This is a genomic window from Lichenicola sp. (assembly GCF_965198575.1).
Taxonomy (GTDB): domain Bacteria; phylum Pseudomonadota; class Alphaproteobacteria; order Acetobacterales; family Acetobacteraceae; genus Lichenicola.
In genome coordinates this window covers 1,508,639-1,522,804 of record NZ_OZ240671.1, presented here as the reverse complement: position 1 = coordinate 1,522,804, position 14,166 = coordinate 1,508,639, and the positions used below count along the sequence as shown (strand labels likewise).

At 69.1% G+C, this 14,166-nt stretch carries 10 protein-coding genes and 1 pseudogene; 3 read left to right on the top strand and 8 right to left on the bottom strand.

Annotated features, from left to right (window positions below; all coding sequences use genetic code 11):
* Positions 1–589 precede the first annotated feature (589 nt).
* The 4 genes and pseudogenes from ACOEQ2_RS07030 to ACOEQ2_RS07015 all read right to left on the bottom strand — a co-directional run.
* A pseudogene (locus ACOEQ2_RS07030) lies at positions 590–1,094 on the bottom strand (sulfate/molybdate ABC transporter ATP-binding protein); the annotation flags it as partial.
* 10 nt (positions 1,095–1,104) lie between these two features.
* On the bottom strand, positions 1,105–1,917 hold the full coding sequence (gene cysW, locus ACOEQ2_RS07025; protein WP_419731155.1) for a sulfate ABC transporter permease subunit CysW: 813 nt from the start codon (positions 1,915–1,917) through the stop codon (positions 1,105–1,107).
* 44 nt (positions 1,918–1,961) lie between these two features.
* Positions 1,962–2,807, bottom strand: a complete 846-nt coding sequence (gene cysT, locus ACOEQ2_RS07020) for a sulfate ABC transporter permease subunit CysT (protein ID WP_419730665.1) — start codon at positions 2,805–2,807, stop codon at positions 1,962–1,964.
* Entirely contained in the window at positions 2,804–3,808 is a 1,005-nt protein-coding gene (locus tag ACOEQ2_RS07015; RefSeq protein ID WP_419730664.1) for a sulfate ABC transporter substrate-binding protein, read from the bottom strand. Before ACOEQ2_RS07015 ends, cysT begins: the two co-directional genes overlap by 4 nt.
* Positions 3,809–4,013: 205 nt before the next feature.
* Here ACOEQ2_RS07015 and ACOEQ2_RS07010 point away from each other — a divergent pair, with 205 nt between their 5' ends.
* From ACOEQ2_RS07010 to ACOEQ2_RS07000, 3 genes are all read left to right on the top strand, one after another.
* A complete protein-coding gene (locus ACOEQ2_RS07010; protein ID WP_419730663.1) occupies positions 4,014–5,648 on the top strand; it encodes an AMP-binding protein in 1,635 nt (544 codons plus the stop codon).
* A 59-nt stretch (positions 5,649–5,707) separates the two neighbouring features.
* Entirely contained in the window at positions 5,708–6,973 is a 1,266-nt protein-coding gene (locus ACOEQ2_RS07005) for an MFS transporter (RefSeq protein WP_419730662.1), read from the top strand.
* Positions 6,974–7,034: 61 nt separating this feature from the next.
* Positions 7,035–8,669: an ABC-F family ATP-binding cassette domain-containing protein gene (locus ACOEQ2_RS07000; RefSeq protein WP_419730661.1), complete on the top strand. Its 1,635-nt coding sequence runs from the start codon at positions 7,035–7,037 to the stop codon at positions 8,667–8,669.
* A gap of 4 nt (positions 8,670–8,673) precedes the next feature.
* Here ACOEQ2_RS07000 and ACOEQ2_RS06995 read toward each other — a convergent pair whose 3' ends face one another.
* From ACOEQ2_RS06995 to ACOEQ2_RS06980, 4 genes are all read right to left on the bottom strand, one after another.
* A complete protein-coding gene (locus ACOEQ2_RS06995; RefSeq protein WP_419731154.1) occupies positions 8,674–9,996 on the bottom strand; it encodes a putative bifunctional diguanylate cyclase/phosphodiesterase in 1,323 nt (440 codons plus the stop codon).
* Between the two features lie 376 nt (positions 9,997–10,372).
* Positions 10,373–12,538 (bottom strand): ligand-binding sensor domain-containing protein, encoded by a 2,166-nt coding sequence (locus ACOEQ2_RS06990; RefSeq protein WP_419730660.1) that lies wholly within the window; start codon positions 12,536–12,538, stop codon positions 10,373–10,375.
* Between the two features lie 38 nt (positions 12,539–12,576).
* Positions 12,577–13,404 carry a siderophore-interacting protein gene (locus ACOEQ2_RS06985; protein ID WP_419730659.1) on the bottom strand — a complete coding sequence of 276 codons (828 nt, stop codon included), beginning with the start codon at positions 13,402–13,404 and terminating at the stop codon, positions 12,577–12,579.
* 20 nt (positions 13,405–13,424) lie between these two features.
* On the bottom strand, positions 13,425–14,078 hold the full coding sequence (locus ACOEQ2_RS06980) for a PadR family transcriptional regulator (protein ID WP_419730658.1): 654 nt from the start codon (positions 14,076–14,078) through the stop codon (positions 13,425–13,427).
* Between the last annotated feature and the right edge of the window lie 88 nt (positions 14,079–14,166).

Here is a 14,166-nt window from a genome sequence, read left to right as displayed (position 1 = left end):
GTGACGGGTGCACCGCCGGGATGTTCGAAGACGCGGGCGCGGGAGAGGTCGAGGCGACAGGGTGTGCCGGGTGCCAGCGCCGGCGATCCGGCGGGTGCCAGCACCTCGAAGCTGTCGGCTTCATCGGTGCCGGAGGCGCCGGCGGTCGGTGCCACCCGGTAGCGCATGAAGGCGCCCGCCCGCTGCGCCGTGAGGATGCGCGCGCCGGCGTCGGGGTTGCCGTGTGCGGCGAGGTCGATCTCGTAGGGTCGCAACGACAGCAGCAGCCGCCCGGACGCGATGCCGCCGGGGATTGCGGGCAGCGTCGCCGCAGCCTGCGCCCAGGGGTCGTCCAGATGCAGGCGGCCATTGGCGATCGTGGCCGTGAAGCCCGCCGTCTGGCCGAGGAACTGGTGCACGAACGGGGTCGCCGGCGTGTCCTCCAGCACCTGCGGCGTGCCGACCTGCTCAAGCCGGCCGTCGCGCAGCACGGCAATGCGGTCGGCGACCTCGAGCGCCTCCTCCTGGTCGTGCGTCACCAGGATCGAGGTCAGGCCGAGGCGGTCATGCAGGCCGCGCAGCCAGCCGCGGATCTCCTTGCGCACCAGCGGATCGAGGGCGCCGAACGGTTCGTCGAGCAGCAGCAGCTCGGGTTCGGTGGCGAGCGCACGGGCCAGTGCCACACGCTGCCGCTGGCCGCCGGACAACTGGCCGGGGTAGCGTTTCGCCAGGCCGCCGACCTGCACCAGCTCCAGCAGCTCGGCCACCCGGGCGGCGATGACGTGGCGATCCGGCCGGCGCGCGCGGGGCCTGACCTGCAGGCCGAACGCGACGTTGTCGGCCACCGTCATGTGCGGGAACAGCGCGTAGTTCTGGAACACGAAGCCGATATTGCGCTCGCGGGCCGGCACCTGCGTGACGTCGCGGGTGCCGATCACCAGGTGGCCGGTATAGCCCGGCTGCAGGCCTGCGATGATCCGCAGCAGCGTCGTCTTGCCGGCGCCGGACGGTCCGACCAGCGCCAGGAACTCGCCGGTGGGCACGCCCAGGCTGATCTCGCGCACCGCCGGGGTGCGGCCGAACAGGCAGGTGATGTCACGCAGGTCGACGCCCATTCGGTCTCCGCTAGTGCGAGGTGGCAGCGCGACCACGCCGCCACTCGAGCACGCCGCGCAATCCCACCGTCAGGCCGGACACGATCGCCAGCAAGGCTGCCAGGGAGAACGCCGCCGCCGTCTCGTAGTCGTTGTACAGGGTCTCGATGCGCAGCGGGATGGTTTCCGTGAGGCCCGGAATGTGGCCGGACACCACCGACACGGCGCCGAATTCACCCAGTGCGCGGGCAGTGCAGAGCAGCACGCCGGACAGCAGCGCCAGGCGGATCCCGGGCAGCGTGACGCGCAGGAACAGCGGGATGAAGCCGGCGCCGAGCATGGTGCCGGCCTCCTCCTGCTCGCGGCCCTGCGCCTCCATCACCGGCATCACCGTGCGGGTGACGAACGGGAAGGTGACGAACAACGTGGCGAGCAGGATGCCGGGCAGCGCGAAGACGATGCGGATGCCGTGCGACGCGAGCCACGGCCCGGCCCAGCCATGCGCTCCGAACAGCAGCACCCAGACCAGGCCCGCCACCACCGGCGACACCGACAGCGGCAGCTCGATCAGCACCAGCAGGGCGGCGCGGCCGGGGAAGTCGAAGCGGGTCAGCGCATAGGCCGCGAACACGCCGCAGACGCTGTTGATCGGCACCACGATCAGCGCGACCAGGGCGGTGAGGCGGATGGCGGCACGGGCATCGTCGTCGGCGAAAGTGGCGAGTACCGCGCCGAGCCCGTGCCGCAGCGCCTCGGTGAACAGGCTGGCGAGGGGCAGCAGCAGGAACAGCACGGCCACCGACCAGGCGCCCAGCGTCAGCGCCAGGCCGGAGGGGGTGTGGATGCCGGAGCGGCTGTCGAGTGCGCCCGCGGTATCGGCGGCGGGCTTCAACGGGCGACCCCGCGCATGGCAGGCAGCCGGCGGCGCAGCAGCGTGACCCCGAGCAGGCACAGGGCGGCGGTCAGCAGCATCACCAGGCCGATCGCGGCGGCCCCGCCATAATCGAATTCCTGCAGCCGGATGACGATCAGCAGCGGCGCGATCTCGGAGACCAGCGGGCGGTTGCCGGCGATGAAGATGACGCTGCCGTATTCGCCGACGCCACGCGCGAAGGCCAGGCCGAACCCGGTGGCGAGGGCCGGCATCAGCGCCGGCAGCAGCACCCGCCGGGCGATCTGGCCGCGCGTGGCGCCGAGCGTGGCGGCGGCCTCCTCGAGCTCGACGGCGAGCGCGCGGAGCACCGGCAGCAGCGTCCGCACGACGAACGGCAGCCCCACGAACACCAGCGCGATCATGATGCCGAGCGGCGTGTAGGCGACCTTGATGCCGATGCGCGCCAGCGGTCCGCCGAGCCAGCCGTTCTGCGCGTAGAGGGCAGTCAGGGTGATGCCGGCCACGGCGGTCGGCAGCGCGAACGGCAGGTCGACCAGCGCATCCAGCACGCGCCAGCCGGGCGGACGAACCCGCTCGAGTACCCAGGCGAGCAACAGCCCGAGCCCGGTGCACACCGCGGCCGCCAGCAGTGCCGTGCCGAAGCTCAGTTCGAGGGCGGCCAGGGTACGGCGGTCGGCAAGCGCGTGCAGCACCGCGCGCGGGCCATCCTCCCAGGGCCGTGCGGCAAGGGCGGCGAGCGGCAGCAGCACCAGCAGCCCGACCCAGACCAGCGTCAGGCCGAAAGTCGGCAGGGCGCCGGGGATGATCGCCGGGGTGCGGGGGCGCCGGAGCGAGGTCACTTTCCAGCGGTGGAGATGCTGTCGAAGACGCCGTTCGGGCCGAAATGCTTTGGCTGCAACACCTTCCAGCCGCCGAGGCTCTCGACGTCGTACATCTTGATGTCGGGGAAATCGGCGCGGTGCCGGGCAGCGACGGTCGGATCAAGCGCGCGGTAATGGTGCTCGGCCACGATCTCCTGGCCGGCGGGCGTGTACAGGTAGCGCAGGTAGGCCTCCGCCAGCTTGTCGGTGCCGCGGGTCTTGACCACGCTGTCGACCACCGCGACCGGCGGCTCCGCCTTCACCGAGCTCGACGGATACACGATGTCGAACTGGCCGGCGCCGAGATCGTGCGCCGCCAGCAGCGCCTCGTCCTCCCAGGCCAGCAGGACGTCGCCGGCGCCGCGCTGCACGAAGCTGTTGGTGGAGCCGCGCGCGCCGGTGTCGAGGATCGGCACGTGCTGGTAGAGCGCCTTCAGGTACGCCTCGGCAGTGGCTTCGGTGGCGCCGGGCTGGTGCAGCGCCCACAGATAGGCGGCGATGTAGCTCCAGCGTCCGCCGCTCGACGTCTTGGGATTGGGCGTGATCACCTGAACGCCGTTGCGTACCAGGTCGCTCCAGTCGTGCAGCGCCTTCGGATTTCCGTGCCGGACCAGGAACACGATGGTGCTGGTGTACGGCACCGAGTGGTTCGGCAGCCGGTCGGCCCAGTTGGGGTCGATCAGGCCCTTGGCGGCGAGCGCGTCGATGTCCGAGGCGATGCCGAGCGTGACCACGTCGGCGGGCAGGCCGTCGAGCACCGATCGCGCCTGCGCGCCGGAACCGCCATGCGAGGTCTTGACCGTCACCTCGCCGCCGCCCTGCTGCTTCCAGGCCACGGCGAACTGCGCGTCGATGTCCTTGTACAGCTCACGGGTCGGATCGTAGCTGACATTGAGCAGGCTCTCCGCCATGGCTGGTCGGCCGGCGGCGAGGAGGCCGATCGCAAGGATCGACGAGGCCAGGAAGGTTGGTCGCGACATGATCGGTCCTATTCAACGTTTTCAGCTCGTAATTCGTAGCATAGAACTATCCGATCAGGTCAATCATTGCAGGCGAGGGCACCAGTGTTGCGATTGCCGGCCAACAGACCGCCTAAGCCTGCAAGAAGGACGGCGCGCAATCGATTTCCCGGCCACATGTTAATAAGTCGTGGTCGACGCGATTGTAACCCCAGGTTGTAGAGCGTTGCGCGTATCAGAGGGTCTCGGCCAGCGATCGGACCCCAGAAATATGGACGATATTATACAAAACGGCGCCGGATTGGCCTGGAGCCGGTTCAACAGGTTCCTCCCGACGCAGCTGGAGGCGAGCGGGCAGGCACAACCCGGGCGTGCAGACTTCGTGATCGATGCCGTCGATCGCTTCCTGGAACAGGCGGCGCACCGGCCGGACGCGCCGGCCATTGTCATGGACGGTGCGTGCGTGAGCTATGCCGACCTCGAGGATCGGGCCCGGATGCTCGCTTGCCTGTTCGCCGAGCATGAGGCGCCCAGCATCCTGATCGCCCTGCCGCCCGGTGCCGACGCCTACGCGGCGATGCTTGCAGCTGGCCTCGCGCACGGGTTCTACACGCCGCTCAATCTCAATTCGCCGCCGGCGAAACTCAGGCGGATCTGCAGCCAGCTGCAGCCGGACATCATCGTCGGCACCCCCGCCATGCTGCGCATCCTCGCCGGGCAGGCACCGGGCGCACGGGAGATCGACCCTGCATGCATCCACTCCCAGGGACGCTTCGAGGGCAGCGGCACCCGGAACGACATCGCCTACATCATCTTCACGTCCGGCTCGACCGGCGTTCCGAAGGGCGTGGTGGTGCAGCGAAGCGGGCTCGACCACTATGTCGACTGGATCGGCAGCGCGCTCGGGGTGGCACCCACCGACCGGATGTCGCAATACGCCAACATCGCGTTCGATCTCAGCGTGCTCGAGATCTACGGGGCGCTGTGCTACGGCGCCAGCCTGCATCCGGCGTTTGGCCAGGGCGATCGCCTGATGCCGGCGCGGATGGCCAGGCGCGAGCAGCTGACACTCTGGGTCTCGGTGCCGAGCGTCGTCGGCCTCATGCTGCAGGCGGGCGAGCTCACCCCGGATCATCTCGGCAGCATCCGCCGCTTCGTGTTCTGCGGCGAGCCGCTGCTGACCCACCAGGTCGCGGCGATCTTCGAGGCGTGCCCGGATTGCGTCGTGCAGAACACCTACGGACCCACCGAGGCGACCGTATCGATGACGTCGGTGACGATGATCGCGAGCGACTACCTGCGCGAATGCGGCGCGTCGGTGGCGATCGGGGAGCCGATCACCGGCATGGAACTGCTGCTGCTCGGTGGGCCGTCCGTCGATGCGGGCGAGCTCGTCATCATCGGCCCGCAACTGGCGCGGGGCTACTGGCGGGACGAGGTCGCCACCGAGCGCGCCTTCCGCACGATCATCCTCGATGGTGCCGCATGCCGTGCGTATTTCACCGGCGATTGGGTGGAGCGTCGCGGCGGCCGGCTGTTCTTCAGGGAGCGGGTCGATTTCCAGGTCAAGGTGAAGGGGTTCCGCATCGAGCTCGGCGACGTCGCGGCGGCAATCGCCAGCTGCGGGCATGCGGCGGTCTGCGTGTTCAAGCATGACCAGGTGCTGGTTGCGGTGGTCGAGCAGGCGGACGGCGACGTCGATGCGCCGGCGCTGCGAGCGGCGCTGGCCCTCACGATCGAGCCGCACGCGATTCCGCAGATCATCCGCTCCATCGCGCAGTTGCCGCGCAACGACAACGACAAGATCGACCGACGCCTGACCATCGCGTGGTTCGCCGCCACGGCTGCTGCCGTCGCCTGATCTGGTTTCAGCCTTGGACCCGGTTGACCGGCGGCGCGCGCCTCTGGTTGTTGGCCTGCATGTCCGCATCGAAGCAGCCCCTGGGACGACCGCGCCCTGCCCTCGGGCTGTCCGGCGGAGCCTTGGGCGAGCGGGATTTCCGGCGCTTCTTCTGCGCCTACAGCCTGTCGCTGGTCGGCAGTGCGATGGTGCCGGTGGCGCTCTCCTTCGCATTGTTCGCCCATGGCGGCGGGGCGACCGAGGTCAGTGCGGTGCTGGCGGCCGAGATGTTGCCGATGGTGGTGCTGCTGCTGCTCGGCGGGGTGATCGCCGACCGGCTGCCGAAGCGCCGGGTGATGGTCGGCGCCGATCTGTTGCGCTGTGCGAGCCAGGCGCTGCTCGCGATGCTGCTGCTGACCGGCCATTTCGCGCTGGTCCCGATCATGCTGCTTGCGGCCCTGCTCGGCGTCGGCAACGCGTTCTATGTGCCGGGGCGCAACGGGCTGATGCCGCAGATCGTCAGCGCGGGGCATCTGCAGAGCGCCAACGCGCTGTGCGCCATTGCGCAGTCGGCGGGCACGCTGGTGGGGCCGATGCTGGCCGGGCTGCTGGTGGCGGGTGCCGGTGCCGGCTGGGCGATCGCCATCGATGCGGCGAGCTACGCGATCGGGGCGGGGCTGATGCTGTCGATGCACCTGCACGCGCCGTGTGCGCCACCGCGGCCGGCGACCCGCATGGTCGACGAGCTGGCGGCGGGGTGGGTGGAGTTCACCCGGCATTTGTGGGTGTGGCTTATCGTCGGGCAGTTCTCGCTGTTCTTCCTGCTGGTCTATGGGCCGATGCAGGTGCTGGGGGCGCTCGGGTTTTCGCATGTCGCGGGTGGCGCGCTGGCCTGGGGCGGGCTGCTGTCGATGCTGGGTGCGGGGGCGGTGCTCGGTGGCGTGCTGGGATTGCGGGTGCAGCCACGGCGGCCGATCCGCGCGTCGCTGCTGATGTTCCCGCTCTATGCGCTGGTGCCGGGAAGCCTGGCGGCGCATCTGCCGTGGGGCGTGCAGGCGGGGTGCTTCCTGCTCGGCGGGCTCAGCCTGTCGATGTTCAACGTGCTGTGGGAGACCGCACTGCAGCGCGAGATCGCGCCGGACATGCTGTCGCGGGTGGCCGCCTACGACGTGTTCGGCTCGCTGTGCCTGCTGCCGCTCGGCTACGTGGTGGCGGGTCCGATCGCGGCGCTGCTGGGCGTGGACGGGGCACTCTGGCTTGGCGCCGGGTATGTCGTGGTGTCGACGGCGCTGGTCCTGCTGCCGGCCGGGGTGCGCGCCGCGGCTGCCGTGCCCGCGCGCGCCTGATTTCAAATGCCGGCCGTCTTGCCGTAGAAGCTGCCCCCTTCCGGAGGATGGCCGCCCGCTGATGCTGCAGATCGACAACATCGTCTTCAATGCCTGGGGTCGTCGCTTCTTCGATCACGCGAGCGTCAAGCTGCCGAACCCGTCCAAGGTCGGGCTGGTCGGGCGCAACGGCGTCGGCAAATCCACCCTGTTCAAGCTGATCAAGGGCGAGCTGACACCCGACACCGGCGAGATCAGCCTGCCGAAATCCGCGCGCATGGCGACCGTCGACCAGGAGCACCCGGCGACGCCGGTCAGCCTGATCGAGACGATCCTGGCGGCCGACGTCGAGCGCGCGTCGCTGATGGCCTCGCTGGAGACCGCCGACCCGGAGCATATGGGCGACATCTGGGCCCGGCTGATGGAGATCGACGCCGATACCGCGCCGGCCCGCGCAGCCGAGATCCTGAACGGGCTGGGTTTCTCCACCGAGGACCTGGAGCGGCCGATGGCCGAGTTCTCCGGCGGCTGGCGCATGCGGGTGGCGCTGGCGGCGGCGTTGTTCTCGGCCCCCGACCTGCTTCTGCTCGACGAGCCGACCAACTATCTCGATCTCGAGGGCGCGCTGTGGCTCGAGGCGCGGCTGGCACGCTATCCGCACACCGCGCTGATCATCAGCCACGACCGCGAGCTCTTGAACAACTCGGTCGGCTTCATCCTGCACGTCACCGAGCGCAAGCTGGAGCTCTACACCGGCGGGTATGACAGTTTCGAGAAGCAGCGCGCGGAGAAGATCCGGCTGCAGAGCGCGCAGCGGGTGAAGCAGGAGGCCGAGCGGGCGCATCTGCAATCCTTCGTCGACCGGTTCAAGGCGTCGGCGGCGAAGGCGGCACAGGCGCAGAGCCGGGTGAAGCGGCTGGCCAAGCTGGAGCCGATCAGCATGACCATCGAGGAGCGGGTGTCGCCGTTCCTGCTGCCGTCGCCGCCGCGTCCGCTGGCGCCGCCGCTGCTGCGTCTGGAGCATGTCGAGATCGGCTATGGCGACGCACCGGCGGTGCTGCGCGGGCTCGATCTGCGGCTCGATATCGATGACCGCATCGGGCTGCTGGGGGTGAACGGCGCCGGCAAGTCGACCTTTGCGAAGATGGCGGCGGGCGCTTTGGGGATCCGGTCGGGGCGGATGACGCGCAGCTCGCGGATGGAAGTCGGCTGGTTCCACCAGCACCAGATCGAGGCGCTGGACCCGGAGGAGACGCCGCTCGACATCATGCGGCGCGAGCGTCCGCTCGACAGCGACCAGTCGCAGCGCTCCAAGCTGGCCCAGTTCGGCATCAATTTCGACAAGCAGGGCACGACGGTGGAGGCGCTTTCGGGCGGCGAGCGGGCGCGGCTGCTGCTCAACCTGGTGGCGATGACGGCGCCGCACCTGCTGATCCTGGACGAGCCGACCAATCATCTCGACATCGACAGCCGGCGGGCGCTGCTCGACGCGCTGAACGATTACGAAGGGGCGGTGATCCTGATCACCCATGACCGCTCGCTGATGGAGCTGGTCGCCGACCGGCTGTGGCTCGCCGCCGACAACACCGTGGTGCCGTTCGACGGCGACATGGACGATTACGCGAAGTTCGTGCTGGACCGCGCCAAGGGTGGCACCGCGGCGCCGAGCCAGGCGGCGTCGAAGGAGAAGCGCGCCAAGAAGGCCAAGCGGGCCTGACCGGTCAGGCCGCGGGTGCCAATGCGCGATCTGCCACGAAGTCTGCCATCCACGCCTGCATCTCCGACGCCGGGCAGGGGTGGCCGATCCGGAAGCCCTGGACCTCGACGCACCCGGCGGCGCGCAGGAGCGCGATCTGCTGGTCGGTCTCGGCACCTTCCGCGGTGGCGGCGGCACCGACGCTGACACATAATCCGACCAGCGCCCGCAGCACCGGGACCGCCTGCGGCCTGACGCCGAGATCCTGCACGAAGGACCGGTCGATCTTGATGCGGTCGAACGGCAGCATGCGCAGGAAGCTCAGCGACGAGTAGCCGGTGCCGAAATCATCCAGCGCTATCGTGATGCCGAGCGCCCGGAGTTGCCGAAGCATGTTGCCGACGCCTGCGATGTTGTCGATCATTGCGGTCTCGGTGATCTCGAGTTCCAGCCGCTCCGGCGGCAGGCCGGTTTCCGCCAGGATCTGCCGGATCCTGTCCACCAGGTCGGGCAGGCGGAACTGCGTCGGCGAGAGATTGACCGACAGCTTCGTCGCGTCCTGCCAGCTCACCGCCTCGCGGCATGCGGCGCGCAGGACCCAGTCGCCGATCTCGGGCATGAGCCCGACGCTCTCGGCGAACGGAATGAAATCGCCCGGCGGAACATCCCCCCGCAGCGGTGACTGCCAGCGCAGCAAAGCCTCCCACCCGGTGACCATGTCCCGGTTGATGTCGACGATCGGCTGGTAGAGCAGGGTGAATTCACCGCGGGCAAGGGCTGCGCGAAGATCGCGCTCAAGGTCGCAGGCGCGAGCCGGCTGTCCTGCCTTGCCGGTGCCGGTGCCGGAGCCCGTAGCGCAAGGTACGCGATCCTCGGCCAGTCGATCCTCGGCGCGGCGGGCCGGACGATCCGCGGCCTCCGCCCTGTCGTGCTCGATCCGGTTCCGGCCGTTCGCCTTGGCGAGATAGAGCGCTGTATCTGCCCGTGCGAGGAGGGACAGCGACGTATCGCCGGTCCGCAGGAAGGCGAGGCCGCCACTCGAGGTGACGGTCCAGTCCAGGCCGCCAAGGTGGCCGGATGCCTCGGTCATCGCCAGGCAGATGGCGGACACGCGAAGCATGACCGCGTCGGCGTCGCCTGGCAGGATCAGCAGGAACTCCTCGCCTCCGTAGCGGCCGACCGCTTCGCCGGGTCCGATATTCGTCGCAAGTGCCCCCGCGAAGGCGACAAGCACCTCGTCGCCCGCAAGATGCCCGAAGCGGTCGTTGACCATCTTGAAATGGTCGATGTCGCAGAGCAGGACCGCCAGCTCCTCATACATCGCCACGGCATCATCGAGCGCGCTCATGATCGCTCGCCGGTTGGCAAGCCCGGTGAGAGCGTCCGACATCGCCAGGCGTCGCATGTCGGATGCCTGGCGCGCCAGTTCGCCTGCCTGGTGCTGCAGCGTACTCCTGGCCTGTTCGATCTCGACCGTCCGGGCGCGCACCATGTCCTCGAGGCGCTGCTGGTTGCGCAGCAGCAGCCGGGTTTTCATCCGCCATGCGCCGACGACGACAGCTAAAATCGCGAATCCGGAAAGGCCGAACGACCACCAGCGCTGCCACCATGGTGCCCGGATATGGAGGGTGAAGCCAACCTGCCCCGAGCTCGACCGGTGCGTGGTGTCCTCGGCCACCAGCTCGAAATCCACCCGGCCGGCGGGAAGTGCCGCATACCGCACCTCATGCTCGGTGGTCGTGCTCCAGCCGGTATCGATCCCGCGCAGCCGGTAGTGGAAGACGATGGTCTTGCCACGGGAATAATCGAGATCGACGAAATCGATGACGAGCGACGCCGGCCTCCAGTCGGCATGCATCGAGCGCGATAAGGGCAACTTCCGCTCGCCGAGCGACAGGCCGGTGATGAGCGGGTGCAGGGGCGCCAGCACCGGAGGCGTCGCCGGATCGATGAGGTGCGACAGGCCGTGGCTGGTCCCGAACCACATCGAGCCGTCCGGGCCCTCGTAGATGGCGTTCTGGTCGACGTCGTTGCTGATCGGACCGTTGGAGCTGTCGAAGCGGCGCCAGACCTTGCCATCGAACATGTCGATGCCGCGGTCGGTGCCGACCCAGATGGAGCCGCGACGGTCGCGATGCGCGAACAGGATGTTGTTCGATGCGATCGTCGGCGCGACGATGGTTGGGGAGCTGTGCGACGTGGCGGCCGACGACACGGAAGCGGAGCATCCCGCTCATGTCGGTCCCGATCCAGACCTCGTTGTCCGATACGAAACTGAGCGAAATCGGCAGGGCTTTCAGGACGCCGGCCGGAATCACCAGGTCGAAGCGGCCGGTATCGTTGCGTCGGAACACGCCGTCCGGGGAGAGCACCCACACCACGCCCGCCGGATCGGTGGCCAGGGTGATGGTTTCGTGCGCCAGCGCCGGTGCCGGATGGACCAGCGACGCCGGCTGGTCGGCATCGGCCACGACGAACAGCCCGCGATCCGCGCCGAGCCAGAGCCGGTTGTTTCCGTCGATGACGGCGCTGGCGATCTTTCCAGGCGATGGAAAAGTCTCGACGGTTTTCAGCGCCGCATCGCGACGGACCAACGCAGAGCCGACAGGCGCCAGCCATAGCCGGCCGCCTCGGGTTGTCACGGCGGCGTAATTGGTTTCCGCGGGGGTGCCGGCCGGCGTGCCGTCGGTCGCGATCGTGCCGCCATCCGTCGCGACCCAGACCTGGCCGTTCGGCGTGCCCGACATCGACCAGACGATGTTGCTGGGGAGGCCGTCATCCTTCGTCCAGTGCTCCCAGCTGCCCATGCCGATACTGCGGTAGGCGCCCGTCACGAAGCTGCCCAGCCAGAGCGAGCCCTCGCGGTCGCGCATCATGGCGACAATCCGGTCGGCTGGGATGCCGCCCGGGTGATGCGAGTGGAGTTGCCAGCTGCTGCCGTTCCAGTCGAGAAGGCCGCCGGCACTCTGGGTCAGGACGCCCCCATGCCCGTCATCCTGCAGCACGAGCCGCTCCGGATTTGCGACGTAGGAGGTATGATCGCCCGGGGCCACCGCCTGGGAGCCGAGGGTCGAGCCAGGCAGGGTGGTGACCGTGAACACGGCCTGACCCGGCTTGCGCCAGGCGATACGATCCATGCTGCGCGCCCAGATGGTGCCGTCAGGGGTGCGCAGCGCCACCTGCCAGCTATCCGGGGCCAGCCCTTCGGCCTTGCCAAGGATCGTCAGCACGCCGCCGACCTCGCGACAGATGGCGTCGCCGCAGCCGATCAGCAATCCGCCATCGATGTCCGGGACGACGAAGCGGGCGGTGGCAAGGCCTGGCGTGGCTGCCAAGGCTGCTGGCCCGAACAGGGGCGAGAAGGTGCCGACTGCGTTCCGGGCAACTCCGGTCGTGGCCAGAGGCGCTCGCAGCAGCATGCCGCCGACGTCGAGGACCACATCCCGGCCGGAAACGACAAGCAGATGCGGCGACTTGAGGAACAGCGGCGCCCGGCCGGTGTCGATACGCGTGAAATCGGCGCCCTGGCCGAGATACAGGTTCCGGTTGGTGACCACCCAGGTTCGTCCGGCATCGTCGGCGACGATCTGTTCGACCCAGGCCGCGGACGGCATTCCGGTCCCGTAGGCGGCTATGCTCAGCCCATCGTAACGATACAGTCCGGCTTCCGTGCCGAGCAGGATGTAGCCGTCGCGATCCTGCGCCAGGGCTCCGACGCTGGCATTTCCCAGTCCCTGCTCGTCGTTGAGGTTCTGGAACCTGGTGAACTGGGCAAGCGCCGGACGGACCGCGAAACACAGCAGGACGAGGCAGAGCAGCGCCGTGCGCAGGACATGCTGGTCGGGACGACGTTCGGGACGCCAGGCGTCGCTTTCCCTCTGGACAGACATGCTCGCCGCCGCTCCTCCGAGCAGCAGCTATGGATCAATCAGGTTACCAAACCGACAATGGCCGCGTCATGCCGCCAATACCCCGCAGACCTGATGTCGGCAGCCGGGATCTGGCGCTCTTCGAGCAGATGCGCCTTCAGGCGGCGTGCCACCTCGATCTCGGCGGCGATCCAGGCATGGGTGTCGCCGTCCGGTAGCCGGGTGGCGGCCAGCGCCTGCAGCAACAGCTCGGGATCCCCGGCGGGACGGCCGTTGCGGGGGAGCCAGGTGATCGAGGCGCTGGCGGCGGTCGGCAGATGGCGTTCCTCGCCACGCGTCTCCACCTCGATCAGGGCGATGGCGCGAACCCCCGGCGGCATCTCCTCGAGCCTGCGGGCGATCGCCGGGAGTGCGGTCTCGTCGCCGGCGAGCAGGTATGTGTCGTAGGTGTCCGCCAGCAACAGCGAGCCGCGCGGCCCGCCGATCCCGACCTGCTGTCCGGGTGTGGCCGCCTGCGCCCAGGCCGCGGCGGGCCCGTCGCCGTGCAGCACGAATTCGATGGTGAGCAGCAGCGAAGCGGGATCGAAACGGCGCGGCGTGTAATCGCGGACCGTCGGCGGCGCGGTGCCCTCGGGGAAGCGAATGCCACCCGCCTCGAGGATCGGGGATGCGGGCCGCTGCTGGCCGGGTGCCGGCAGGAACAGCTTCACGTGGTCGTCCGCGGCCGCCGTCGTGAAGCCGGCCAGCGCATCGCCACCCAGCACGATCCGGCGCATCCGCGGCGACAGGGTCTCGGCACTCACCACCTCGAGCGCGCGGTAACGGGTCTCGTGCCGGACCCGGATGGCGGTGTGTGGGAGTGCGCGGTCGTGGGTCAGGACCCTCATGTCGGTGCTGTTGTCCATGTTCAGTTGCCCGCGCTCTTGGCGCCGATGCCCATGATTTCGACGGTGGCACGATCGAGGATGCGGGCGATGCGGCGGGCCTCCTCCGGATCGCAGCCACGCTTGCGCATCAGGGCGTGCTTCAGCTCGTGCCGGGCGCGGTGCAGGTCGTCGGAAGCCTGCGGATCGGCATCGGTGACGCCGGCGAAGGCCTCGCGCACCTGCTCCATGCGGCCACCGATCCGTGACAGCGCGTCGAGCATCAGGTCGGCGCGGGCGCGGTTGGCGGTCAGGTGGGCGCGGCCGGCATCGGTGAGCGAGTACAGCTTGCGGGTGCCGTCCGGCATGACGGCGGCGTGGCCGATCTCGTCCAGGTAGGTGAGGGCCGGATAGATCATTCCCGGGCTCGGTGCGTAGAAACCGCCCGACCGCTCCTCCAGGATGCGGATGAGCTCGTATCCGTGCGCCGGCTGGTCCGCCAGCAGGGCCAGCAGCACCAGTTGAAGGTCGCTCGAGCTCAGCCGGCGGGTGCCGGGGATGCCGTCGCCGCCGCCCATCGGACCGCCACGACCGAAGCCGCCGCCGCGGCCAAAGCCGGATCGCCCGTGGCGGCCGCCGATCGCGTGGATCAGGTGGCGGAGAGGATGAATGTGAGGGAAGCCTGTGTGTCTGGACATATCTTAAGATATATCTGGAGAGATAGTGTCGTGCAAGTGCCGGTGTGCCGGTGGCCCGATCGCGTTGACGGGTCATGGCCGCGAATGG

What these genes read in the sequence shown, in the direction of transcription:
- ACOEQ2_RS07015 (WP_419730664.1), bottom strand. Translation starts at nt 3,808, where the DNA reads ATGTCGCGACCAACCTTCCTGGCCTCGTCGATCCTTGCGATCGGCCTC.
- ACOEQ2_RS07005 (WP_419730662.1), top strand. Translation starts at nt 5,708, where the DNA reads ATGTCCGCATCGAAGCAGCCCCTGGGACGACCGCGCCCTGCCCTCGGG.
- ACOEQ2_RS07000 (WP_419730661.1), top strand. Translation starts at nt 7,035, where the DNA reads ATGCTGCAGATCGACAACATCGTCTTCAATGCCTGGGGTCGTCGCTTC.
- ACOEQ2_RS06995 (WP_419731154.1), bottom strand. Translation starts at nt 9,996, where the DNA reads ATGAGCGCGCTCGATGATGCCGTGGCGATGTATGAGGAGCTGGCGGTC.
- ACOEQ2_RS06990 (WP_419730660.1), bottom strand. Translation starts at nt 12,538, where the DNA reads ATGTCTGTCCAGAGGGAAAGCGACGCCTGGCGTCCCGAACGTCGTCCC.
- ACOEQ2_RS06985 (WP_419730659.1), bottom strand. Translation starts at nt 13,404, where the DNA reads ATGAGGGTCCTGACCCACGACCGCGCACTCCCACACACCGCCATCCGG.
- ACOEQ2_RS06980 (WP_419730658.1), bottom strand. Translation starts at nt 14,078, where the DNA reads ATGTCCAGACACACAGGCTTCCCTCACATTCATCCTCTCCGCCACCTG.